Here is a 22,440-nt window from a genome sequence, read left to right as displayed (position 1 = left end):
TCGCACTGGAGCATAGGAATGGAGCGCAGTGGCCAGGGATGGCCCTGGCCACAAAGGACTAACGCCGGGTCAACAACACCCCGGATTCCATATGATGGGTCCAGGGGAATTGGTCGAACAACGCACAGCGCGTGATGCGGTGGGTGTCGTGCAGTTGCGCGATGTTGGCGGCGAGGGTTTCCGGATTGCAGGAAATGTACAGGATGTTGTCGAAACGCCGGGTCAGCTCGCAGGTGTCCGGATCCATGCCAGCGCGGGGCGGGTCGACGAAGACGCTGCCGAACTCGTAGCTTTTCAGGTCGATGCCTTGCAAGCGGCGGAACGGACGGACTTCGTTCAGGGCCTCGGTCAGTTCTTCGGCCGACAGGCGCACCAGCGTGACGTTATCCACCGCGTTTTCGCTGAGGTTGCTCAGCGCCGCGTTCACCGAGGTCTTGCTGATTTCGGTCGCCAGGACTTTACGTACCCGGGTCGCCAGGGGCAGGGTGAAGTTGCCGTTGCCGCAATACAGCTCCAGCAGGTCATCGCTACGATCACCCAGCGCTTCGTAAGCCCAGTTGAGCATTTTCTGGTTCACCGTGCCGTTGGGCTGGGTGAAGGCGCCTTCCGGCTGGCGGTAGCTGAAGGTGCGGCCGCCGACTTCGAGTTTTTCCACCACATAATCGTGGCCGATCACTTCACGCTTGCCCTTGGAGCGGCCGATGATGTGCACGCCCAGGTCACTCGCCAGCTTCGAGGCGGCAGCGTGCCAGTGCTCATCCAGCGGGCGGTGATAACACAGGGTGATCATCGCGTCGCCGGCCAGGGTGGTCAGGAATTCCACCTGGAACAGCTTGTGACTCAGCGGCGCGCTGGCCTGCCAGGCTGCCTTGAGCTGCGGCATCAACTGGTTGATGCGCAGGCTGGCGATGGGGAATTGCTCGATGAGAATCGGCGTGCGCTTGTCGTCCTGGGAAAACATCGCGTAATGCCGCTCGCCGGCCTCGCGCCACAGGCGGAATTCGGCCCGCAGGCGAAAGTGCTCCAGTGGCGAGTCGAAGACGTCAGGCTGTGGTGCATCGAACGGAGCCAAGAGGTCGCGCAAGCGTGCGACCTTGTCCTGGAGCTGGGCGGCGTAGGCCTGGGAATCGAAAGTCATGCGTTGAACCAACCCAACTTGATCACGAACAGAATCGACAGGATGACCAGCGCCGGGTTCAGCTCACGGCCACGGCCGGACACCAGTTTGATGGCGGTCCAGGCGATGAAGCCGAAGGCGATACCATTGGCGATGGAATAAGTGAATGGCATCGCCAGGGCGGTGATCACGACCGGGGCGGCGACGGTGATGTCGTCCCAGTCGATTTCCGCCAGGCCCGAGGTCATCAGCACGGCGACGAACAGCAGAGCCGGCGCGGTGGCGAAGGCCGGGACGCTGGCGGCCAGTGGCGAGAAGAACAACGCCAGCAGGAACAGGAACGCCACGACGATGGCCGTCAGGCCGGTACGGCCGCCGGCGCTGACGCCCGCCGCCGATTCGATGTAGCTGGTGGTGGTGGACGTGCCCAGCAGCGAGCCGGCCATGGCGGCGGTGCTGTCGGCGATCAGCGCACGGCCCATCTTCGGCATGTGTCCGTCCTTGCCCATCAGCCCGGCGCGCTTGGCAACGCCGATCAGTGTGCCGGAATTGTCGAACAGGTCGACGAAAAGGAAGGCGAAGATCACGCTCACCAGGCCGATGTCCAGGGCGCCCTTGATGTCCAACTGCAGGAAGGTCGGGGCCAGGGACGGTGGCGTCGAAAGAATGCCGCCGAACGGGGTGAAGCCCATCAGGATAGAGACGACCGTGACCGCCAGGATGCCGATCAGCACCGCGCCGCGCACTTTTAGTGCTTCCAGGGCAACGATCAGGACGAAGCCGAGGGTCGCGAGGATCGGCGCCGGTTGTTTCAAGTCGCCGAGGCCGACCATGGTCGCCGGGTTCTTCACCACGATGCCGGCGTTATTCAGGGCGATCAGCGCCAGGAACAGGCCGATACCGGCGGCAATGGCCGAGCGCAGGGGCAGCGGGATGCTGTTGATGATCCACTCGCGGATACGAAAGATCGACAACAGGAAGAACAGCACGGCGGACACGAACACCGCCCCCAGCGCCACTTGCCAGGTATGGCCCATGTGCAGGACCACGGTGTAGGTGAAGAAGGCGTTCAGGCCCATGCCCGGTGCGAGTGCGATCGGGTAGTTGGCGATCAGGCCCATCACCGTGGAGCCGATGGCCGCCGCCAGGCAGGTGGCGACGAACACCGCGCCCTTGTCCATGCCGGTTTCGCCGAGAATGCTCGGGTTGACGAACAAAATGTAGGCCATGGCCAGGAACGTCGTGACGCCCGCCAGGATCTCGGTCCGCACGTTGGTGTTGTGTGCCTTGAGTTGAAACAGCCTTTCCAGCATGTCTGCTCCCCGTGGCGCGCCGGGCGCCGTGAATGTATCGACTCAAACAGCAAAGCACAGTGCGCCAGCGGCGCCCGGAATTTACTGTGAGTCGGAAAAAGCCGCGCATCATACCAGTAGCATGGCGTTGTGGCTGCGATCGTCGCCGATGTTTTGCCCAGGCAACAACTGGGCCATACTGCGTGCGGTCTTGGGAGGTCTCTATGTATTGCAGGAAAAAAACGCTGGCGGTTGTCGTGGGCTGGATGTTGGGCCTTTGTTTGCCCTGGCAGGCTGCCAATGCCGCGTCAGCCGCGCCCTTGAGCGAGGTCAAGGTGCTCAAGGTCGAATCGCCGGCCTGCGGCTTCGAAGACATTGCCCAAGGGCAGGCCCAGACCCGTTGCGACCACAGTGGTCCGAATATCAAGGTCTACGTACTGGAAGTCGGCTACGGCCGCGAGCCCCACGTCACGCTGGACGGTTTCGAGGTCGATGGCACCCGCTCGCCGGTCTGTGCGTACAGCAACGGCAATCTCAACGACTGCTCCACCCAGACCCGGGTGGTCGGCTATCTGTACATCTTCGACCTGAAGGGCAAGCAGGAGGGCACCTTCAGCTTCAGCAACGTCTCGATCAATGCCCCGGGCAATCGCATGTCGACCCAGTTGTACATCAAATAAGCCGCGCAACCGGCAGGACGCGATCCGGCAAACCTGTCTAGGCTTTCAGAAGTCATGCAGCGGAGAGTCACCATGATTCCTGGAACCAAGATTGCCCGAGCCCTGATTGCCGTCGCCGAAGGGGTCGACGACCTGCAAGCCGTCACCCTGATCGATGTGCTGCGTCGGGCTCAGGTCGAAGTGGTTGTGGCGAGCATCGAAGGACGTCGCATGCTTACCTGCGCCCGCGGCACCCGGTTGACCGCCGATGGCATGCTGGTGGATGTGCTGGCGCAGGATTTCGACCTCATCGTCCTGCCCGGCGGCATCATCGGCGCCCAGCACCTGGCGGCTCATCAACCGTTGCAGCAATTGATCAAGGATCAGGCCGCCGCTGGTCGCTACTTCGCTGCCATCTCCGAAGCCCCAGCGCTGGCGTTGCAAGCATTCGGCGTACTGCGCCAGCGACGCATGACCTGCCTGCCCGCGGTGAGTCAGCAACTTTCCGGCTGCACCTTCGTCGACCAACCAGTGGTGGTGGATGGCAACTGCATTACCGCCCAAGGCTCGGCCGCCGCCCTGGCATTCGCCCTGACGCTGGTGGAACAACTCAGCGGCAAGGGGGTGAGGGCTGTGGTGGCGGCGGAGTTGCTGGCCTGACAGCGATCAGGCGTGCTGGAGGAACGGTTCGATATAGGGTTGTTCGCGCTGTTCGGCTTGCCACAAGTCATAGTCGGTCTGGACGCCCAGCCAAACCCTGGCCTTGCCAATCCCGGCACGCTCAAGGCGCACCGCCAGATCAGGGCTGATTGGCGCATGGCCGTGCAGTACCCGCGAAAGGTGAGGCCGGGCGAAGCCGAGGTGTCGTGCCAGCTCCGTGACTGTGATGCCTAATTCAGGCAACACGTCCACCAGCAGCGTTTCGCCAGGGTGTGGCGGATTGTGCATGGGCATGTTCCAGCCTCCTGATCAGTGGTAATCCAGATAATCGACCAGTTCGATATCGGATCCGATGAAGCGAAAAATAATTCGCCAGTTGCCCGACACGCTCAGTGACCAGTATTCGGTGAGTTCCCCTCTGAGTGGATGCAGTCGCCACCCAGGGATATCCAAGTCGTTCGGGACCTGTGCCCTGTCCATGAACTGGAGTATGCGAGCCAGGCGTTTTCCATGGTCAGCCCGGATGCCACGGGTCGAACCCGTTTCATAAAAGATCCTGAGGCCTTTGTGCTGGAAGGATTTAATCATGGAATTGAGTGTAAGGCGATACATTACACTTGGTGCGGTATCTATATACCGCTCGCGCCCGAAAGATTTGTGCGTTCTGCGCTTGGTAGGGCTTTTTCACATGCGCCGCATTTACCTTGAACGCTCTCCCTCACCCTGAAGTCGTACCCCTTATGACGGCGGTTTCCGAAAACGCCGCGTGTACGACCAACCGTGAGGTGTTCCATGAGCGCGACCCTGTCCGAAGCGACGCCGGTGTCCTTCGTCCACCATCCGATTCGCCTGACGCTCAACGGTCAGTTGCGTGAGTTGCAGGTGTTGCCCTGGACCACGCTGCTGGACTTGTTGCGCGAGCAGTTGGATCTGGTGGGCAGTAAGAAAGGCTGTGACCACGGTCAGTGCGGGGCCTGCACGGTGCTGCGCGACGGCAAGCGGATCAACGCCTGCCTGACCCTGGCGGTGATGTGCGATGGTGCTGTATTGACCACTGTTGAAGGCCTGGCCGACGGCGACCGACTGCATCCCATGCAGCAGGCGTTCATCAAGCATGACGCTTTCCAATGCGGCTATTGCACGCCGGGGCAGATCTGTTCAGCGGTAGCGCTGGCCCATGAGGGCAGGGCGCAGACCCGTGAGCAAATCAGCGAACTGATGAGCGGCAACCTGTGCCGGTGTGGCGCCTATAACAACATCCGTGACGCCATCGAAGAAGCCTTGCCGCTCTGCCGACAGCCAGAGCAGGGAGGTGACCAGTGAATCCCTTTCAATACAGTAAGCCCGACACCGTGCAGGCGGCCATCGACCTGTCCAGTCCGACGTCACGCTTCATTGCCGGTGGCACGAATCTGCTGGACTTGATGAAAGAAAACCTCACCCGCCCCGAACACCTGATCGACATCACCGGACTGCCCCTGGCGGATCTCAGCGAAACCCCGTCCGGCGGGGTGATGATCGGTGCCCTTGTGAGCAATGCCGACCTGGCCTGGCACCCCTGGATCGAACGTCGCTATCCGCTGTTGTCCCAAGCCATCCTGGCGGGCGCTTCGCCGCAGTTGCGCAACATGGCCAGCACCGGCGGCAACCTGCTGCAACGTACGCGTTGTTACTACTTCTACGATGCCAACGTGCCGTGTAACAAGCGTCGGCCCGGCAGCGGCTGCCCGGCCCGGGACGGATTGAACCGGATCCACGCGATTTTCGGTGCCAGCGAGTACTGTGTCGCGACCCATCCCTCGGACATGTGCGTAGCCCTCGCGGCCCTTGAAGCCGTGGTCCATGTTCTGGGCCGGGGCGGGGCGCGGACCATCGAATTTGCGGACTTTCATCGTCTGCCTGGCGACGCGCCGGAGCGGGACAATCAACTGGCCGATGACGAACTGGTGACGGCCATCGAGTTGCCCGCTCCCGGTTTTGCCGACCACAGCCATTACTTGAAGATCCGGGATCGGGCGTCGTACGCCTTTGCACTGGTTTCGGTGGCGGTGGCGCTGGAACTGGACGGACCGACGATCCGTGAGGCGCGCCTGGTCCTGGGGGGCGTGGCCCACAAGCCCTGGCGCGACCGGGCGGTGGAAAGTTGGTTGAGCGGCCGGACCGTCAGCCGCGAGACGTTCACGGCCGCCGCCGATGCGCTGTTGCAGAACGCCGAGCCGTTGGCACACAACGGTTTCAAGGTTCGTCTGGCGCGCCGGGCGATCGTCCGGGCCTTGAGCGATGCCGCACTGGCGGGAGGGAATGCCTGATGAACATTGCAAAATCCATAGGACAACCGCTGGATCGGGTCGATGGTCTGCTCAAGGTGACAGGCCAGGCCCGTTATGCCGCTGAATATCCCGCAGACGGCTTGTTGCATGGCAGCGTCGTGTCGGCGCCTATCGCCTGTGGCCGTGTGTTGCGCATCGATGCGACCAAGGCATTGGCGTTGCCGGGTGTGGTCGCGGTGATCGATCACACCAACCGTCCCAGGATCGCCAGCTACGACGAACCCTACCAGGACGCCGATGCGGCGGAAGGTTCGCCGTTCCGGCCGCTGTACAACGACCAGATTCTCTACAGCGGGCAGCCGCTGGCCCTGGTGGTTGCGCAAAACCTTGAGCTTGCCCGCTATGCCGGTTCGCTCATTGAAATCGAATACGAAGCTCAGGACCATCAGACGGATCTGGCAATCCTGCAAAACGAAGCCCATCCGGCACCGGCCGAATTGCCTAAGCCTCGTGGGAATTTTCAGGGTGAGTACGCCAGTTCAGCGATCAGCGTGGATGTGTCCTACAGCACGCCGGTGGAACATCACAACCCGATGGAACCCCATGCGTCCACGGTGTTGTATCAAGCGGACGGCGGCCTGCACATCCACGACAAGACCCAGGGCGCGCAGAACTGCCAGGCTTACATTCAGAAAGTCTTTGGCCTTGAGAAAGAACAAGTGCGGGTGTTCGCCGCCTTCGTCGGCGGCGCCTTCGGTTCCGGCCTGCGGCCTCAATATCAGTTGCCCCTGGCAGTGATGGCCGCGCTGGCTCTCAAACGGTCCGTGCGGGTCAGCCTGACGCGTCAACAGATGTTCACCTTTGGCTATCGGCCTCGGACGTTCCAGCGCGTGCAATTAGGCGCGGCGGCCAATGGACGCTTGCTGGCGGTGGCGCACTCCGCCACTGGCCAGACGTCGCGCTTCGAAGATTTCACCGAGCACGTGGTGGAGTGGAGCGGCATGCTTTATCACTGCGACAACGTGCAACTGACTTACAAACTGGTGCCGCTGGACGTCTACACGCCCCTGGACATGCGGGCTCCCGGCGCCGCTCTGGGCTTGATCGGCCTGGAGTGCGCCATGGATGAACTGGCCTGTGCGCTGGCGATCGATCCGATCCAATTGCGCTTGATCAACTACGCCGAGCGCAACGAGAACGAAGGCAAGCCGTATTCCAGCAAGGCGCTGCGAGAGTGTTATGCCGAAGGCGCCCAGCGCTTCGGCTGGGACAAGCGCAACCCCGAACCGCGCAGCATGCGCTCCGGTCGGCAGTTGGTCGGTTGGGGGATGGCGGGAGGCGTGTGGGAAGCCATGCAACAGAAGGCCAGTGCCCGTGCATCGCTGGATGCCAACGGTAAGCTGACGGTCAGCAGCGCCACCACGGACATCGGTACCGGCACCTATACGGTCATGACTCAGATTGCCGCCGGGACGTGCGGGGTTTCCCTGGACGACGTCACGTTTGTCCTGGGCGACTCTTCACTGCCGACTGCGCCATTGCAGGGCGGCTCATTCACCGTTTCATCGGTGGGCACTGCCGTGCAGCAAGCCTGTGAGGCGCTGAACGAGAAGCTGCTGGCCGTGGCCCGGCAGACCTGCCCGGCCTTCGCGGGTGCGACCCTGGAGCAAGTGACCTTCGCAGACGGCCAACTGTGGTCAGGCGATGAAAGCGTACCGCTGGCGCACTTATCGCAAAGCAGTGGCGAGACGCCGTTGCAGGCTGAAGTGAGTGCCGGGCCTGACAAAAAACGCGAGGCCTATGCCACGGCAACGCATTCAGCCGTATTCGTCGAGGTGCTGGTGGACGAAGACCTGGGCACCGTGAAGGTCAATCGAGTGGTCAGCGCGATTGCCGCTGGGAGGGTGATCAACCCGAAAACCGCCCGCAGCCAGATCCTCGGTGGCGTGGTCTGGGGCATCGGCATGGCTCTGCACGAAGAGACTCTGACCGACCACGCCCTGGGTCGGCACATGAACCACAACCTGGCCGAATACCATGTGCCGGTCAACGCCGATATCGGCGACATTGAGGTGATTTTCGTCGAGGAAGATGATGAGATCGTCAACGCCCTGGGCTCCAAGGGCGTTGGTGAGATCGGCATCGTGGGGGTGGCAGCGGCCGTGGCGAATGCGATCTATCACGCCACTGGCAAGCGGGTGCGGGAGTTCCCCATAACCCTCGACAAGTTGATCTAGGCTTTCGCGGCGACCGGTTCGTGCATCCGGTCGCGGTTGGCCAGGGTCGGGAACAACTTGATCCAGGCCCCGGTCACCAGCAGCGTGCCCACACCGCCCATGACCACCGCCGGCACGGTGCCGAACCAATGGGCGGTCAGGCCCGATTCGAATTCGCCCAACTGGTTCGAGGCGCCGATGAACAGGCCGTTCACCGCGCTGACCCGGCCGCGCATTTCATCCGGGGTTTCCAATTGCACGAAAGAAGCGCGGATCACCATGCTGATCATGTCCGCCGCGCCCAGCACCACCAGCACCGCCAGGGAAAACCAGAAGGATGTGGAAAGACCGAACGCAATGGTGGCGACGCCGAACACCCCCACGGCAGTGAACATCACCCGGCCCACGTTGCGCTCCACGGCGAAACGCGCCAGCCACAACGACATCAGCAAGGCGCCCACCGCTGGGGCCGAACGCAACAGGCCCAGCCCCCAGGGGCCGGTGAGCAGGATGTCCTTGGCGAACACCGGCAACAGCGCCGTCGCCCCGCCCAGCAGCACCGCGAACAGGTCCAGGGAAATGGCCCCGAGGATGTCCGGGCGGCTGCGAATGAAGCGTATCCCGGCCAGCAGCGAATCGAGAGTGGCCTTGCCTTTGTTCAGCGGAGTCTGGCGAGCGGGCAGGTTGAGCATCAGGCAACAGGCGATGAGGTAGAGCGCCACGGTCGGTCCATAGACCCAGACACTGCCGAAGGCATAGAGCAGCCCGCCGAGAGCAGGGGCGACGATGGTGGCCGATTGCTGGGCCGATTGCGCGGCGGCCACGGCACGGGGAAATAGTTCGGCGGGCACGATGCTGGGCAACAACGCCTGGGTGGTGGGCATTTCGAAAGAGCGGGCGGCACCCAGCAGGAACGCCAGAATGAAGATCATCTCGCGGGTGACCTGATCGGTGGCGCTGCCGATGACCAGCGCCAGGGCGATCATCGCCTGCATCGACTGGCAGATTGCCGCGACCTTGCGCCGGTCATAGCGGTCGGCCACGTGGCCGGTGTGGAGCATGAACAACACCCGCGGTGCGAACTCCACCAAACCCACGAGCCCCAGGTCCAGGACATTGCCGGTCAACTGGTAGAGGTTCCAGCCGATGGCGACGGTGAGCATCTGGAAACCGCTGGCGGTAAAGATCCGGGCCAGCCAGAAGGCGATGAAAGGGCGGTGGTGACGGAGCAGCAGCGGCGCTTGGCTGGGCATCTATGATGGGTCCGGTAGTGAGGGCATCGAGATTATCACCGAGCTGCGATGGGAGGTACGATCACTGGAAAAATAGTTAGCCAAACATCGATTTGGGCACCCGTGGGAGCAAAGCTTGCTCGCGATAGCGGTAGGCCAGCCAACAGGGTTGTCGACTGAGCTGCCGTAATCGCGAGCAAGCTTTGCTCCCACAGTCATTACCCGCAACCTTATCTTCCATTGGGCTTTCCTATTGCTGAACCGACTGAGACAACCTGTCACGCGGCAAAAGACCACGCCGTTCATCGGCGGGAATGCGACTACTCTTTGATCAAAGCTTGATCCAGATCAACACCACCTCAAGGTGTTGGGCTGGCCAGACACCTGCGTTGTGAAGGTTATTAAAAAGAACGATTTGAAATGCATCGCACTCCATATCCGTGGGGGTCGTGATGCAGGCCCCGCCCGCAGCCGGTTTTACCTGACAGAGGAAGACTTATGTTCGGTTTGGAGGCGCTCGATCTCGCCCGGATCCAGTTCGCATTCACCATTTCGTTCCACATCCTGTTCCCGGCCATCACCATCGGCCTGGCGAGTTACCTGGCGGTGCTCGAAGGCCTGTGGCTCAAGACCCGCGATGACACCTACCGCGACCTGTACCACTTCTGGTCGAAGATCTTTGCCGTCAACTTCGGCATGGGCGTGGTATCCGGACTGGTCATGGCTTATCAATTCGGCACCAACTGGAGCCGGTTCTCGGACTTCGCCGGTGCGGTCACCGGGCCGCTGCTGACCTACGAAGTGCTCACGGCATTCTTCCTCGAAGCGGGCTTCCTGGGCGTGATGCTGTTCGGCTGGAATCGCGTCGGCCGTGGCCTGCATTTCTTTTCCACGGTGATGGTGGCGATCGGCACGCTGATCTCCACCTTCTGGATCCTGTCCTCCAACAGTTGGATGCAGACGCCGCAGGGATACGAAATCGTCGATGGCCGGGTGATTCCGGTGGACTGGCTGGCGGTGGTGTTCAACCCGTCATTCCCTTACCGCCTGCTGCACATGTCCACGGCGGCGTTCGTTGCCACGGCATTTTTCGTCGGCTCCTCGGCGGCCTGGCATTTGCTGCGCGGCCGCGATAACCCGGCCATTCGCCGCATGCTGTCGATGGCGATGTGGATGGCTTTGCTGGTGGCGCCAATCCAGGCGGTCATCGGTGACTTCCACGGGCTCAACACCCTCAAGCATCAACCGGCGAAGATCGCGGCCATCGAAGGCCACTGGGAGAACGTCGGCAATGAGCCAACCCCGCTGATCCTGTTCGGCTGGCCGGACATGAAGGAAGAACGGACCAAGTTCGCGGTAGAGATTCCCTACCTGGGCAGCTTGATCCTGACCCACAGCCTGGACAAGCAGGTGCCGGCCCTCAAGGAGTTCCCGCCTGAGGATCGACCGAATTCAACCATCGTGTTCTGGTCGTTCCGGGTCATGGTGGGACTTGGGCTGCTGATGATCTTCACCGGTCTGTGCAGCTTGTGGCTGCGTCGCAACGACCGGATCTTCCAGTCGCGTCCGTTTCTGCATCTGGTGTTGTGGATGGGGCCATCCGGGTTGGTCGCGATCCTGGCCGGCTGGTTCACCACCGAAATCGGCCGCCAGCCATGGGTGGTCTATGGCTTGATGCGCACGGCCGATGCTTCGTCCGGTCACAGCTTCGCCCAGATGAGCATCACCCTGGTGCTGTTCGTGGTGGTGTACTTCGCGCTGTTCGGTGCCGGCCTGAGCTACATGATGCGTCTGGTACGCAAGGGCCCGGTGGCCCACGAAGCCGAGCCGACCGATGGCGGCCCGGGCCAGAAACGCACCCCGGCCCGTCCGTTGTCGGCGGCCAACGAAGGCGCCGACGAAGCCGACCACAACGACCGCTCGAACAAGGGGAATTGAGTCATGGGTATTGATCTTCCGCTGATCTGGGCCGTGGTCATCATCTTCGGCATCATGATGTACGTGATCATGGACGGCTTCGACCTGGGGATCGGCATTCTCTTCCCCTTCATCAAGGGCGAGCGCGACCGCGATGTGATGATGAACACCGTGGCGCCGGTCTGGGACGGTAACGAAACCTGGCTGGTGCTGGGCGGTGCAGGTCTGTTCGGGGCGTTCCCGCTGGCTTATTCGGTGGTGCTCTCGGCGTTGTACCTGCCGTTGATCCTGATGCTCATCGGCCTGATCTTCCGGGGCGTTGCCTTCGAGTTCCGCTTCAAGGCCAAGGCCGACAAGCGACACCTCTGGGACAAGGCCTTCATCGGCGGCTCGCTGGCGGCCACCTTCTTCCAGGGGGTAGCGCTGGGCGCATTCATCGACGGCTTCGAGGTGGTCAATCGTCAGTATGCCGGGGGCTCCCTGGACTGGTTCACGCCGTTCACCGTGTTCTGCGGCCTGGCACTGATCGCTGCCTATGCCTTGCTCGGTTGCACCTGGCTGATCATGAAGACCGAAGGCAAGCTGCAGGAACAGATGCACGACCTGGCGCGGCCGCTGGCGTTCGTGGTGCTGGCGGTGATCGGTATCGTCAGCATCTGGACGCCGCTGGCCCACGCCGACATCGCGGCCCGCTGGTTCACCCTGCCGAACCTGTTCTGGTTCCTGCCAGTGCCGATCCTGGTGCTGGTAACCATGTACGGGCTGTTCCGCGCCGTGGCCCGCAACGCCAACTACACGCCGTTCATCCTGACCCTCGTACTGATCTTCCTCGGCTACAGCGGCCTGGGCATCAGCCTGTGGCCGAACATTGTGCCGCCGTCCATCTCGATCTGGGACGCGTCGTCACCGCCCCAGAGCCAGGGGTTCATGCTGGTGGGCACGTTGTTCATCATTCCGTTGATCCTGGTGTACACCTTCTGGAGCTACTACGTGTTCCGGGGCAAGGTGACCCATGATGACGGTTACCATTGATTGACCTGCGAGGTGCCGAGAATGGCCAAGCCAGACTTGAAAGAAATCGAGGCCGCCGAAAAAAAGCCGCTCTGGCAACGGCTTGGCTGGCTCGCGGGTATCTGGGCGGGGAGTGTGCTGGCGCTGTTTATCGTCGCCAGCCTGATGCGCATGTTCATGAACGCTGCGGGCCTGACCACTCATTGATTTCTCTGTGGAAGCAAGACCCGTGGGGCAAAGCCTGTGGGAGCAAGGCTTGCCCGCGATGAAGACAACGCGGTCTCTGAAGAACCAAGGTGCTTGCATCGCGAGCAAGCTTTGCTCCCACAGAGGACGATCTCCCACGGAGGACGATCTACTTACGGGCTTTGAGAATCACGAATTTCGGCGTCGCGGCCACTTGCTCGACACCCCGGAACAGCCGCGCCAGTTTGCTGTGATAGCCCAGGTGGCGGTTGCCGACGATGTACAGCGCGCCGCCGACCACTAACGCCTCGCGAGCCTGCTGGAACATCCGCCAGGCCAGGAAGTCGCCCACGACCTGTTGTTGATGGAAGGGGGGATTGCACAGCACCACGTCCAATGACTGCGCAGCTTGCCCGGCCAGGCCGTCACCGGCCCGCACGGTCACCTCGCGCTCGCCCAGGGCCGCCCGCCAGTTCTCTGCGGCCGATTGCACGGCCATGTAGGATTCATCCACCAGTGTGTAGTGGGCCTGTGGGTTCTGCAGGGCGCTGGCAATCGCCAGCACGCCGTTGCCGCAACCCAGGTCCGCGACTTGGGCTGCTCCCAGGTTCTTCGGCAGATGCGGCAGGAACGCCCGGGTGCCGATGTCCAATCCTTCCCGGCAGAACACGTTGGCATGATTGAGCAGTTCGATCTGCGGCTCGTCCAGTCGGTAGCGGGTAGGGTAGGGCGATACTGCCGGCGCCCTGTCGGCAGGCGTGGCGACCAGCAGGCGTGCTTTTTTCACTGCCAGGGAGGCCTGCACCGGGCCGATGTAGCGTTCCAACAGATCACCCGCCGCCCGAGGCAGGTGCTTGACCATGGCCCCTGCAATCACCTGAGCCCCTGGCGCCAACTGGCCTTGCAGGCGGATCAGTTGCTCTTCCAGCAGGGCGAGGGTTTTAGGCACCTTGATCAGGACCCTGTCGAAGGGGCCGGTCAGCGGCTCGCTGGCCGGCAAGGTCGGCACCGTATCGAAGGGGCGCCCGTTGCGCACCAGGTTCTTTTCCAGTGCCTGCAAGGCCAGGAACGAGTCGCTGCTGCTGATGACCTCAACGTGACCGGCCAGGCTGGCTGCCAGGGCGCCAAATCCATCGTTAAGGATCAGGATCCGGGTATTCGTGGTCGGCTGTTGTTCGGCCAGGTAGGCGAGCAGGTATTCATCGGCTGCGTCGAAGGCTTGCAGGGGTTCGTTCTGCTGTTCGGGCTGGCGGATCAAGTCGAGCTGGGCGAAGGGGCTGTCAAGCAGGGGCATGGCTGGGGACTCTGGCAATCGACGGATGTCCCGCTGCCCTGGGGCAGGTGTTCGCAGCGGGACCGCCTGAATGAACAGCGTCGCGTGCTAAGCGCGTCATCATTCAAGTGGAACCGTGAATGTTACGTTTTTTCGCCGTGCAATACTCGTGGGTTTTCAAGGCCGATGGCGTAGGCCGCTATCAGATCACGTGAATGTGCGCCGCCTTGGCAACGGCTGAGATCTTATTGTTGACGTTCAGTTTTCGCATGCAACTGCACACATGGAAATTCACCGTGCGTTCGGAAAGACAAAGGATCCTGCCCACCTCCGACGCGGTCTTCCCTTCGGCGGACCATTTGAGCACTTCGATCTCTCTGGGGGATAAATGACATTTTTGTGTCATTTCGGTCGCGTCGAACATCTTCTTGCTCGCCAGTGCATGCAACCGCTGGCTGGCGAAAATGGCGTAGCCCAGATTCCCGTAATGCTCTTCTATATCGATGGGGCAGTCGGTCCGGGCGAGGCTGAACAGGCTGCAATAGATGCCTTGTTCGTCATGAATGGATTGGGTCCAGCCGTACCTGAGGCCTTGTCGGTTAAGTTCTTCCCATAACTTGGGCGTCTGGGCAAAGAGGGTTTCGTCCCAGAGAATGGGGAGTGGCGATTGATTGCAGTGTGCTACTACAGGGTCCTTCGAAGCATACCCGTTCTGTTCATATAATCTGTCCCATCCATAAGGGTAATTATTCAGGTTTACCTTGTTGGTATGGTTGTTGGGGCTGCCGAGATAAGCGGCAAATGCACAAAATTCAAATCCCTGATTATTAAAGAAATTCAAGACCAGGCGATAGGCTGTATGCAGGTCTTTTTCGCAGGATAACTTCCTCAACTGTAAGTCCTTCCACTTGTCCATCACAATCTCCTGAGTTGACATTCAGCTGCGTGGATCCAATTTGTGGTGCGAAGGAATAGTGTAGGACTTTTCCCGATTTGTAGTTAGATTTTTTGTTGTTGCTTGCGGCGAGCTACATTGGATAAAAAACTTTGAATCATTGTTACTGCTACAGCAGTCGTCTGTTTGTATAACTTTTGTATGAGTCATAGCATCGAATCACCATGCCATGACTCAATGCCACTACTCTCTGTCGGTGGTTAGCTCGCCCACTTTGCGGGACACTGTGGTTTCTTGTTCCCTGGAGTGGCTCATGACCGACAGCGCAGAGAAGTTCACCCGCCAGACCCTGCTGGAGGTGCGACCAGTAACGCCTCATCTGTTCACCTTGCGGACGTCTCGGGATCGCGGTTTCCGTTTCACGGCAGGTCAGTTCGCCCGGCTGGGGGTCGTCAAGGATGATGGAAGTACCGTCTGGCGCGCCTATTCCATGGTTTCTTCGCCATTCGATGACTATCTAGAATTTTTTTCCATCGTCGTTCCGGACGGGGAATTCACCAGCGAACTCAGCCGCCTGCAACCGGGCGACAGCCTGTTGTTGGAGCGTCAGGCCTTTGGCTATCTGACATTGGACCGTTTTGCGGACGGCAGGGATCTGTGGCTATTGTCCACCGGGACGGGAGTGGCGCCGTTTCTTTCGATTCTCCAGGATTTCGAGGTATGGGAGAGGTTCGAACGGATTGTTCTGGTGTATAGCGTCCGCGAAGCACGGGAGCTGGCGTATCAGGACCTGATCGATGGTCTGGCCCGGCGTGATTACCTGGCCGAGCATGCGCACAAGTTTCGTTTCATCGCGACGGTGACCCGTGAGCAGCATCCTGGCGCGCTCAATGGGCGCATCACCACGCTGATTGAAAACGGCGAACTGGAGCGGGCGGCTGGCATCACGCTGGTGCCGGAGCATTCGCGGGTCATGCTGTGTGGCAACCCGCAGATGATCGACGACACGCGCAAGCTGCTCAAGGCCCGCGGACTGCAATTGAGCCTTACCCGGCGACCGGGCCAGGTGGCAGTGGAAAACTACTGGTAGGAAAAGGGCGTCGCAAGACGCCGTATTCGACGTGAATTGATCACTGCCTTTCGTTCTGCGCCTTGAGCAGGTCGCGGATTTCGGTCAGCAACTGTTCTTCTTTGGTCGGAACCGGCGGTGCGCTGGGCGCCACGGCCTCTTCGCGTTTGAGACGGTTGATGGCTTTGACGCCCAGGAAAATTGCGAAGGCCACAATCAGGAAGTCCACCGTGGTCTGGATGAACTTGCCGTAGGCCAGCACCACCGCCGGAGTATCGCCCTGGGCGGCCTTGAGTGTGATTGCCAGGTCGCTGAAATCCACTCCGCCGATCAGCAGGCCGATGGGCGGCATCACCACATCGCCGACAAATGAAGAGACAATTTTTCCGAACGCAGCCCCGATGATGATCCCGACGGCCATGTCGACGACATTGCCTTTGACCGCGAAGGCCTTGAATTCGCTTAGCATGCCCATGAGTAATTCCTTGTGACAGATGAGATTGAATGGCAGTGTAATTCAGCCAGGCGCGCCCCGCTCGACACGCCTGCTTACAAAACGCCTCCTTATCGACCCGGGGCCTGTCTAAAAGTTTACAAAGTGCCATCAATCGCGCGTGCTACACGCATTCCAGCCCACTCACCAATAACGTTTTTTCTATCACGGCGGTATGGCATTTCTATTTAGGTTTTGCTTTTTCGGGCACTAGCCTCTGAAAAGCGCACATGGATGCGCTCTATAACATCAGAGGAAAAATCCGATGAATACTTCCCTTGGCGGCGGAACGCTTTCGCCCCGTCGCGCCCTTTTCGCACTGACCGCTGGCCTGTTGTCCTTCTCTGTCAATGCTGCCACCCTGACCCGGGATAACGGGGCTGCGGTTGGCGATAACCAGAACTCGCAGACGGCAGGTCCCAACGGTCCGACCCTGCTGCAAGACGTGCAGTTGATCCAGAAACTCCAGCGCTTCGACCGTGAACGCATTCCCGAACGTGTGGTACATGCCCGTGGCACTGGCGCCCATGGCACTTTCACGGTGTCCAACGACCTCAGTGATCTGACCAAGGCGAAGGTCTTCGCGGCAGGCCAGACCACGCCGGTGTTCGTTCGCTTTTCGGCCGTGGTGCATGGCAATCATTCCCCGGAAACTCTGCGCGATCCTCGTGGCTTCGCTACCAAATTCTACACGGCGGACGGTAACTGGGACTTGGTTGGGAATAACTTCCCGACCTTTTTTATTCGCGATGCCATCAAGTTTCCCGATATGGTCCACGCGTTCAAACCCGACCCTCGGACCAACCTGGATGATGACGCTCGTCGATTCGACTTCTTCTCCCATGTGCCAGAGGCGACGCGAACCCTGACCGAGCTGTATTCAAATTCCGGCACTCCGGCCAGTTATCGCGAAATGGATGGCAATGGCGTACACGCTTACAAACTGGTGAATGCCAAGGGCGACGTTCATTACGTCAAGTTTCACTGGAAAAGTTTGCAGGGGTTGAAAAACCTCGATCCGAAAGAAGTGGTGAAAGTTCAGGGGCAAGATTACAGCCATATGACCAATGATTTGGTCAGTCATATCAATAAGGGGGACTTTCCGAAGTGGGACCTCTACGTTCAGGTTCTCAAGCCGGAGGAGTTGTCCCGGTTCGATTTCGACCCGCTGGACGCGACCAAGATTTGGCCGGGTGTGCCTGAGCGCAAAGTCGGACAAATGGTTTTGAACCGTAACCCGGCCAATGTCTTCCAGGAAACCGAACAAGTGGCAATGGCGCCGGCCAACCTGGTGCCTGGCATCGAGCCTTCCGAGGATCGTCTGTTGCAGGGGCGTGTGTTCTCCTATGCCGACACGCAGATGTACCGGGTAGGCGCCAATGCATTGCAGTTGCCGATCAACGCGCCCAAGGTCGCGGTGAACAACGGTAACCAGGACGGCGCGATGAACCTCGGCAGCACCAGCACCGGCGTCAACTATCAACCCAGCCGCCTGATGCCTCGTGACGAGCAGTCTTCGGCGCGCTACAGCCAGACCGCGCTGACCGGCAGCACCCAGCAGGCGAAGATCCAGCGTGAGCAGAACTTCAAGCAGGCCGGTGACCTCTATCGCTCGTTCAACCAGAAAGAGCGCAATGACCTGATCGAAAGCTTCGGTGGGTCGCTGGCGACTACCGATGATGAGAGCAAGCACATCATCCTGTCCTTCCTCTACAAGGCCGATCCTGAGTACGGCACTGGCGTGGCCCGTGTCGCCAAGGGCGATCTGGCGCGGGTCAAGGCGTTGGCGGAAAAGCTGACCGACTGATCCACCGGTAGCAGGGGTAGACCCAGTGGGAGCGAGCCTGTCCGCGATGCGGTGGATCAGTCAGTGACGATGTCGGCTGATAGCCCGCTATCGCGAGCAGGCTCGCTTCTACATGGGCTTTGGTGATCTTGGGGTTGGTGTACACCACCGACTTCCTGTGAGACTGCACCTAAGGAGATGTCATGAAGGGTAGATTTCTATTGCCGATAGTTGCGATCTGGTCGACGGTCGCGCTCGCCGACCAGCCAGTACCTGCCGACCCGGCTGCCGTACAGGAACAACTGCATAACTATTATTTCGACGCCGCCCGCCGGGGCGATATGGAGATGCTCGATACCTTCATCGAGGCGGGTTATTCGCTCGACACCCAGGATGAAAAAGGCTACACCGCACTGATTCTGGCGGCTTATCACGGCCAGGGGCCGGCGGTGGAACGGCTGCTGGCCGCCGGGGCAAATGCCTGTGCCCAGGACAAGCGCGGTAACACGGCGCTGATGGGGGCCATTTTCAAGGGCGAAGTGCAGATCGCCCGTCGTTTGATGTCAACCGATTGCAGTCCCGACCAGCGCAACGCTGCCGGGCAGACTGCGGCGATGTATGCCGGCCTGTTCAAGCGTGCCGAGCTGCTCGACGCCTTGAAGGCCAAGGGCGCCGACCTGCAAGCGACGGACCCGCTGGGCAATACCGCGGCGGATCTGGCCAAGGGTGAAATCAGAATGCCGGCCCCTCGTTGACCTCTGCCTGGGCTATCATCGCGGTTTTTCCCGGGGGTTCAGATGGCCAAGGCAAAGCGCATGTACGGCTGCACCGAGTGCGGCTCGACCTTTCCCAAATGGGCCGGCCAGTGCAGTGAATGCGGCGCCTGGAACACCCTGACCGAAACCATGGTGGAAAGCGGCGGGGCGGCGGCACCCACCGGTCGTACCGGGTGGGCCGGCCAGCAGGCGCAGATCAAGACCCTGGCCGAAGTCAGCGTTGAGGAAATCCCGCGTTTCTCCACCGCGTCCGGCGAGTTGGACCGCGTATTGGGTGGCGGCCTGGTGGACGGTTCGGTGGTGTTGATCGGCGGGGATCCGGGCATCGGCAAATCCACCATCCTGCTGCAAACCTTGTGCAACATCGCCACCCGGATGCCGGCGCTGTACGTCACGGGCGAGGAGTCGCAGCAACAGGTCGCCATGCGCGCCCGGCGCCTGGGATTGCCCCAGGATCAACTGCGGGTCATGACCGAAACCTGCATTGAAACCATCATCGCCACGGCCCGCCTGGAAAAGCCCAAAGTGATGGTGATCGACTCGATCCAGACGATTTTCACCGAGCAACTGCAATCGGCACCGGGCGGCGTCTCCCAGGTGCGTGAAAGCGCGGCGCTGCTGGTGCGTTATGCCAAGCAGAGTGGCACGGCGATTTTCCTGGTGGGCCACGTCACCAAGGAGGGCGCGTTGGCGGGCCCGCGAGTGCTGGAGCACATGGTAGACACCGTGTTGTATTTCGAGGGTGAGTCCGATGGTCGTCTGCGTTTATTACGGGCGGTGAAAAACCGCTTCGGCGCGGTCAACGAACTGGGGGTGTTCGGCATGACCGACAGGGGGCTTAAAGAAGTCTCCAACCCTTCGGCGATTTTTCTGACTCGTGCCCAGGAAGAAGTGCCGGGCAGTGTAGTCATGGCCACTTGGGAAGGTACCCGTCCAATGCTGGTGGAGGTGCAGGCACTGGTGGACGACAGTCACTTGGCGAACCCGCGCCGCGTCACCCTGGGGCTGGATCAGAACCGACTCGCCATGTTGCTGGCTGTCCTGCATCGACACGGGGGGATCCCGACCCACGACCAAGACGTTTTCCTCAACGTGGTGGGCGGTGTGAAAGTGCTGGAAACCGCCTCCGACCTGGCGCTGATGGCGGCGGTGATGTCCAGCTTGCGCAATCGACCGCTACCCCATGACCTGCTGGTGTTCGGTGAAGTGGGGCTGTCGGGCGAAGTGCGGCCGGTGCCCAGTGGTCAGGAGCGACTCAAGGAAGCGGCCAAGCATGGCTTCAAACGGGCGATCGTGCCCAAGGGCAACGCACCGAAGGAAGCGCCACAGGGTTTGCAGATCATTGCCGTGACACGCCTGGAGCAGGCGCTGGATGCGCTGTTCGAATGATACCCGCGCTGTGGAAAGACCTGTGGGGGCAAGCCTGCTCCCACAAAGAGGCCGATCAAATCCGGATCAACGCCGCAAATTCCCGCTCCAGCTCCTCCTGATCGCCGAGGTTCAATTCCACGAACCGGCGCAGATAGGAAATGGAGTCCAGATCGATATGCTCACAGACGAAACCCAGGTGGCCATGGTCGTCGTGGGTGAGCCGGACTTCCATTTTTACCTCGACGTCCTTGCCCAGGTGGATATCGGCTTCGAAGGTTTTCTCGGGATCACCCAGCCAGGGTTCGGGTTTTTTGATCAGCAGACCTTTGAGAGACAGGTCCAGCAGCTCCACTGGCCATTTGTATGGCTTCTGGATCAGTTCGGTCCTGGCATGGAATTCGATTCGTACAAAGCGGCGGCGATCGCTCATTACGCTTTTCCCTCTGTAGATCCATTGACTATAGACCCCAACTGGCAGGGCATCGCCATCTTTCGCCCGCTGGCAGACGAATGTCGAGTATGGTCTTTGTCCGGGTTAGCGCTAAACTCCAGTGGCTTCTTTCTTGTCCACTCTGGCTGGAATATAAAAATGACAAACAATAATAGCCTGCTGCGCCATATTCCCTGGCTACTGCTGGCCGTCGTGGGAGCGTGTGCCCTGGGCGTCGTTGCATTGCGCCGAGGCGAGGCGATCAACGCCCTCTGGATCGTCGTCGCAGCCGTCGCGATCTACCTGGTCGCCTACCGCTACTACAGCCTCTTCATCGCCAACAACGTGATGCAACTCGATGCGCGCCGGGCCACGCCTGCCGTGCTCAACAACGATGGCCTGGACTACGTCCCGACCAACAAACACATCCTCTTCGGTCACCACTTCGCCGCCATTGCCGGCGCCGGACCATTGGTCGGGCCGGTCCTGGCCGCGCAGATGGGCTATTTGCCCGGTACGCTGTGGCTGATCGCCGGCGTGGTGCTGGCCGGTGCGGTGCAGGACTTCATGGTCCTGTTCCTCTCCACCCGCCGCAACGGTCGCTCCCTGGGCGACATGGTGCGCGAGGAAATGGGCCGCATCCCCGGTACCATCGCGCTGTTCGGCTGTTTCCTGATCATGATCATCATCCTCGCGGTGCTGGCGCTGATCGTGGTCAAAGCCCTGGCCGAGAGCCCGTGGGGGATCTTCACGGTGATGGCGACCATCCCGATCGCGATGTTCATGGGCATTTATATGCGCTACATCCGTCCGGGTCGCATTGGTGAGATCTCCCTCATCGGCGTGCTGTTGCTGCTGGGTTCGATCTGGCTGGGCGGGCAGGTGGCCGCCGATCCGGTCTGGGCCAAGGCCTTCACCTTTACCGGCGTGCAGATCACCTGGATGCTGATCGGCTACGGCTTTGTCGCGGCGGTGCTGCCGGTGTGGCTGATCCTGGCGCCGCGGGACTACCTGTCCACGTTCCTCAAGATCGGTACCATCGTCGCCCTGGCGATCGGCATCCTGATCACCATGCCCGAGCTGAAGATGCCGGCGCTGACCCAGTTCACCGACGGCACCGGCCCGGTGTGGAAGGGCGGGCTGTTCCCGTTCCTGTTCATCACCATCGCCTGTGGCGCGGTGTCGGGCTTCCATGCGCTGATTTCATCGGGCACCACGCCCAAGCTGCTGGATAACGAAGTCAACGCCCGTTATATCGGCTACGGCGGCATGCTCATGGAGTCCTTCGTGGCGATCATGGCCATGGTCGCCGCTTCGGTGATCGAGCCGGGCGTGTACTTTGCCATGAACAGCCCGGCGGCCATCGTCGGCACCGACGTGGTGGCCGTGGCGCAGACCGTCAGCAACTGGGGCTTTGCCATCACGCCGGACGCGTTGCAGGCGGTGGCCAAGGACATCGGCGAAACCACCATCCTGGCCCGCGCCGGCGGTGCGCCGACCCTGGCGGTGGGTATCGCGCAGATCCTGCACTCGGTGCTGCCGGGTGAGAACACCATGGCGTTCTGGTACCACTTCGCGATCCTGTTCGAAGCGCTGTTCATCCTCACCGCGGTGGACGCCGGCACCCGTGCCGGGCGGTTCATGCTGCAGGATTTGCTGGGCTCGTTCGTGCCGGCCCTCAAGCGCACCGAATCCTGGACCGCGAACCTGATCGCCACCGCCGGTTGCGTGGCACTGTGGGGCTACCTGCTGTACCAGGGCGTGATCGATCCGCTGGGTGGCATCAA

At 61.0% G+C, this 22,440-nt stretch carries 22 protein-coding genes; 13 read left to right on the top strand and 9 right to left on the bottom strand.

Features of this window, described 5'->3' with window-relative positions:
* Window positions 1–58: 58 nt before the first annotated feature.
* Window positions 59–1,138 (bottom strand): tRNA (uridine(54)-C5)-methyltransferase TrmA, encoded by a 1,080-nt coding sequence (gene trmA, locus AD666_RS11175; RefSeq protein WP_053151682.1) that lies wholly within the window; start codon window positions 1,136–1,138, stop codon window positions 59–61.
* A complete protein-coding gene (locus tag AD666_RS11170; RefSeq protein ID WP_053151680.1) occupies window positions 1,135–2,430 on the bottom strand; it encodes an NCS2 family permease in 1,296 nt (431 codons plus the stop codon). The genes trmA and AD666_RS11170 overlap by 4 nt, the downstream gene beginning before the upstream one ends.
* A gap of 203 nt (window positions 2,431–2,633) precedes the next feature.
* On the opposite strand from AD666_RS11170, the gene AD666_RS11165 reads away from it, so the two are divergent.
* The gene (locus AD666_RS11165) at window positions 2,634–3,089 is read left to right on the top strand and encodes a DUF4879 domain-containing protein (RefSeq protein ID WP_053151677.1); all 456 of its coding nucleotides are present in this window, start codon (window positions 2,634–2,636) and stop codon (window positions 3,087–3,089) included.
* A gap of 72 nt (window positions 3,090–3,161) precedes the next feature.
* Complete coding sequence (locus tag AD666_RS11160) at window positions 3,162–3,728, top strand: DJ-1 family glyoxalase III (RefSeq protein WP_053151675.1); 567 nt, start codon at window positions 3,162–3,164, stop codon at window positions 3,726–3,728.
* 6 nt (window positions 3,729–3,734) lie between these two features.
* Here the strand turns inward: AD666_RS11160 and AD666_RS11155 are convergent, their stop codons facing one another.
* On the bottom strand, window positions 3,735–4,022 hold the full coding sequence (locus AD666_RS11155) for a HigA family addiction module antitoxin (RefSeq protein ID WP_053151673.1): 288 nt from the start codon (window positions 4,020–4,022) through the stop codon (window positions 3,735–3,737).
* A gap of 15 nt (window positions 4,023–4,037) precedes the next feature.
* On the bottom strand, window positions 4,038–4,316 hold the full coding sequence (locus AD666_RS11150) for a type II toxin-antitoxin system RelE/ParE family toxin (RefSeq protein WP_053151961.1): 279 nt from the start codon (window positions 4,314–4,316) through the stop codon (window positions 4,038–4,040).
* Window positions 4,317–4,520: 204 nt separating this feature from the next.
* Between AD666_RS11150 and AD666_RS11145 the strand changes: the two genes are divergently transcribed.
* The 3 genes from AD666_RS11145 to AD666_RS11135 are packed head-to-tail and all read left to right on the top strand — an operon-like array spanning window position 4,521 to window position 8,235.
* Window positions 4,521–5,051: a (2Fe-2S)-binding protein gene (locus AD666_RS11145; protein WP_053151671.1), complete on the top strand. Its 531-nt coding sequence runs from the start codon at window positions 4,521–4,523 to the stop codon at window positions 5,049–5,051.
* Window positions 5,048–6,037 carry a xanthine dehydrogenase family protein subunit M gene (locus tag AD666_RS11140; protein WP_053151669.1) on the top strand — a complete coding sequence of 330 codons (990 nt, stop codon included), beginning with the start codon at window positions 5,048–5,050 and terminating at the stop codon, window positions 6,035–6,037. The genes AD666_RS11145 and AD666_RS11140 overlap by 4 nt, the downstream gene beginning before the upstream one ends.
* Window positions 6,037–8,235 (top strand): xanthine dehydrogenase family protein molybdopterin-binding subunit, encoded by a 2,199-nt coding sequence (locus tag AD666_RS11135; RefSeq protein ID WP_053151667.1) that lies wholly within the window; start codon window positions 6,037–6,039, stop codon window positions 8,233–8,235. The genes AD666_RS11140 and AD666_RS11135 overlap by 1 nt, the downstream gene beginning before the upstream one ends.
* Here AD666_RS11135 and AD666_RS11130 read toward each other — a convergent pair.
* Complete coding sequence (locus AD666_RS11130) at window positions 8,232–9,467, bottom strand: MFS transporter (RefSeq protein ID WP_053151665.1); 1,236 nt, start codon at window positions 9,465–9,467, stop codon at window positions 8,232–8,234. The two genes, AD666_RS11135 and AD666_RS11130, sit on opposite strands and share 4 nt — an antisense overlap.
* 477 nt (window positions 9,468–9,944) lie before the next feature.
* Between AD666_RS11130 and AD666_RS11125 the strand changes: the two genes are divergently transcribed.
* The 3 genes from AD666_RS11125 to AD666_RS25960 are packed head-to-tail and all read left to right on the top strand — an operon-like array spanning window position 9,945 to window position 12,581.
* Window positions 9,945–11,384 carry a cytochrome ubiquinol oxidase subunit I gene (locus AD666_RS11125; RefSeq protein WP_053151663.1) on the top strand — a complete coding sequence of 480 codons (1,440 nt, stop codon included), beginning with the start codon at window positions 9,945–9,947 and terminating at the stop codon, window positions 11,382–11,384.
* A 3-nt stretch (window positions 11,385–11,387) separates the two neighbouring features.
* Window positions 11,388–12,395, top strand: a complete 1,008-nt coding sequence (gene cydB, locus AD666_RS11120) for a cytochrome d ubiquinol oxidase subunit II (protein ID WP_053151661.1) — start codon at window positions 11,388–11,390, stop codon at window positions 12,393–12,395.
* 21 nt (window positions 12,396–12,416) lie between these two features.
* On the top strand, window positions 12,417–12,581 hold the full coding sequence (locus AD666_RS25960; RefSeq protein ID WP_082339747.1) for a DUF2474 domain-containing protein: 165 nt from the start codon (window positions 12,417–12,419) through the stop codon (window positions 12,579–12,581).
* Between the two features lie 148 nt (window positions 12,582–12,729).
* Here AD666_RS25960 and AD666_RS11115 read toward each other — a convergent pair whose 3' ends face one another.
* Window positions 12,730–13,854 carry a methyltransferase gene (locus tag AD666_RS11115; protein WP_053151659.1) on the bottom strand — a complete coding sequence of 375 codons (1,125 nt, stop codon included), beginning with the start codon at window positions 13,852–13,854 and terminating at the stop codon, window positions 12,730–12,732.
* 181 nt (window positions 13,855–14,035) lie between these two features.
* Window positions 14,036–14,749, bottom strand: coding sequence for an autoinducer binding domain-containing protein (locus AD666_RS11110; RefSeq protein WP_053151657.1), 714 nt, complete (start codon window positions 14,747–14,749; stop codon window positions 14,036–14,038).
* A 292-nt stretch (window positions 14,750–15,041) separates the two neighbouring features.
* Here AD666_RS11110 and AD666_RS11105 point away from each other — a divergent pair, with 292 nt between their 5' ends.
* On the top strand, window positions 15,042–15,818 hold the full coding sequence (locus tag AD666_RS11105) for a ferredoxin--NADP reductase (protein ID WP_053151655.1): 777 nt from the start codon (window positions 15,042–15,044) through the stop codon (window positions 15,816–15,818).
* A 40-nt stretch (window positions 15,819–15,858) separates the two neighbouring features.
* Here the strand turns inward: AD666_RS11105 and mscL are convergent, their stop codons facing one another.
* Entirely contained in the window at window positions 15,859–16,272 is a 414-nt protein-coding gene (mscL, locus tag AD666_RS11100; RefSeq protein ID WP_053151653.1) for a large-conductance mechanosensitive channel protein MscL, read from the bottom strand.
* A 283-nt stretch (window positions 16,273–16,555) separates the two neighbouring features.
* Between mscL and AD666_RS11095 the strand changes: the two genes are divergently transcribed.
* From AD666_RS11095 to radA, 3 genes are all read left to right on the top strand, one after another.
* Window positions 16,556–18,097, top strand: a complete 1,542-nt coding sequence (locus tag AD666_RS11095) for a catalase (RefSeq protein WP_053151651.1) — start codon at window positions 16,556–16,558, stop codon at window positions 18,095–18,097.
* Window positions 18,098–18,279: 182 nt separating this feature from the next.
* On the top strand, window positions 18,280–18,831 hold the full coding sequence (locus AD666_RS11090; RefSeq protein ID WP_053151649.1) for an ankyrin repeat domain-containing protein: 552 nt from the start codon (window positions 18,280–18,282) through the stop codon (window positions 18,829–18,831).
* A 42-nt stretch (window positions 18,832–18,873) separates the two neighbouring features.
* Window positions 18,874–20,241, top strand: a complete 1,368-nt coding sequence (radA, locus tag AD666_RS11085; protein ID WP_053151648.1) for a DNA repair protein RadA — start codon at window positions 18,874–18,876, stop codon at window positions 20,239–20,241.
* Between the two features lie 55 nt (window positions 20,242–20,296).
* Here radA and AD666_RS11080 read toward each other — a convergent pair whose 3' ends face one another.
* The gene (locus AD666_RS11080; RefSeq protein WP_053151646.1) at window positions 20,297–20,653 is read right to left on the bottom strand and encodes a PilZ domain-containing protein; all 357 of its coding nucleotides are present in this window, start codon (window positions 20,651–20,653) and stop codon (window positions 20,297–20,299) included.
* Between the two features lie 159 nt (window positions 20,654–20,812).
* Here AD666_RS11080 and AD666_RS11075 point away from each other — a divergent pair.
* The coding region (locus AD666_RS11075; protein ID WP_053151644.1) for a carbon starvation CstA family protein at window positions 20,813–22,440 on the top strand (1,628 nt) is incomplete at its 3' end.

It is taken from the genome of Pseudomonas sp. Pf153 (genome assembly GCF_001269775.1).
GTDB classification, from domain to species: domain Bacteria; phylum Pseudomonadota; class Gammaproteobacteria; order Pseudomonadales; family Pseudomonadaceae; genus Aquipseudomonas; species Aquipseudomonas uvaldensis.
The sequence above is the reverse complement of the archived record's forward strand: the minus strand, read 5'-3'. Positions and strand labels throughout refer to the sequence as shown.

Coding starts and splice junctions, on each gene's coding strand:
- AD666_RS11160 (WP_053151675.1), top strand. CDS start 3,162: ATGATTCCTGGAACCAAGATTGCCCGAGCCCTGATTGCCGTCGCCGAA.
- AD666_RS11155 (WP_053151673.1), bottom strand. CDS start 4,022: ATGCCCATGCACAATCCGCCACACCCTGGCGAAACGCTGCTGGTGGAC.
- AD666_RS11150 (WP_053151961.1), bottom strand. CDS start 4,316: ATGATTAAATCCTTCCAGCACAAAGGCCTCAGGATCTTTTATGAAACG.
- AD666_RS11170 (WP_053151680.1), bottom strand. CDS start 2,430: ATGCTGGAAAGGCTGTTTCAACTCAAGGCACACAACACCAACGTGCGG.
- AD666_RS11145 (WP_053151671.1), top strand. CDS start 4,521: ATGAGCGCGACCCTGTCCGAAGCGACGCCGGTGTCCTTCGTCCACCAT.
- mscL (WP_053151653.1), bottom strand. CDS start 16,272: ATGGGCATGCTAAGCGAATTCAAGGCCTTCGCGGTCAAAGGCAATGTC.
- AD666_RS11105 (WP_053151655.1), top strand. CDS start 15,042: ATGACCGACAGCGCAGAGAAGTTCACCCGCCAGACCCTGCTGGAGGTG.
- AD666_RS25960 (WP_082339747.1), top strand. CDS start 12,417: ATGGCCAAGCCAGACTTGAAAGAAATCGAGGCCGCCGAAAAAAAGCCG.
- AD666_RS11165 (WP_053151677.1), top strand. CDS start 2,634: ATGTATTGCAGGAAAAAAACGCTGGCGGTTGTCGTGGGCTGGATGTTG.
- AD666_RS11110 (WP_053151657.1), bottom strand. CDS start 14,749: ATGGACAAGTGGAAGGACTTACAGTTGAGGAAGTTATCCTGCGAAAAA.
- AD666_RS11130 (WP_053151665.1), bottom strand. CDS start 9,467: ATGCCCAGCCAAGCGCCGCTGCTGCTCCGTCACCACCGCCCTTTCATC.
- AD666_RS11125 (WP_053151663.1), top strand. CDS start 9,945: ATGTTCGGTTTGGAGGCGCTCGATCTCGCCCGGATCCAGTTCGCATTC.
- AD666_RS11080 (WP_053151646.1), bottom strand. CDS start 20,653: ATGAGCGATCGCCGCCGCTTTGTACGAATCGAATTCCATGCCAGGACC.
- trmA (WP_053151682.1), bottom strand. CDS start 1,138: ATGACTTTCGATTCCCAGGCCTACGCCGCCCAGCTCCAGGACAAGGTC.
- AD666_RS11090 (WP_053151649.1), top strand. CDS start 18,280: ATGAAGGGTAGATTTCTATTGCCGATAGTTGCGATCTGGTCGACGGTC.
- AD666_RS11135 (WP_053151667.1), top strand. CDS start 6,037: ATGAACATTGCAAAATCCATAGGACAACCGCTGGATCGGGTCGATGGT.
- AD666_RS11095 (WP_053151651.1), top strand. CDS start 16,556: ATGAATACTTCCCTTGGCGGCGGAACGCTTTCGCCCCGTCGCGCCCTT.
- AD666_RS11115 (WP_053151659.1), bottom strand. CDS start 13,854: ATGCCCCTGCTTGACAGCCCCTTCGCCCAGCTCGACTTGATCCGCCAG.
- cydB (WP_053151661.1), top strand. CDS start 11,388: ATGGGTATTGATCTTCCGCTGATCTGGGCCGTGGTCATCATCTTCGGC.
- radA (WP_053151648.1), top strand. CDS start 18,874: ATGGCCAAGGCAAAGCGCATGTACGGCTGCACCGAGTGCGGCTCGACC.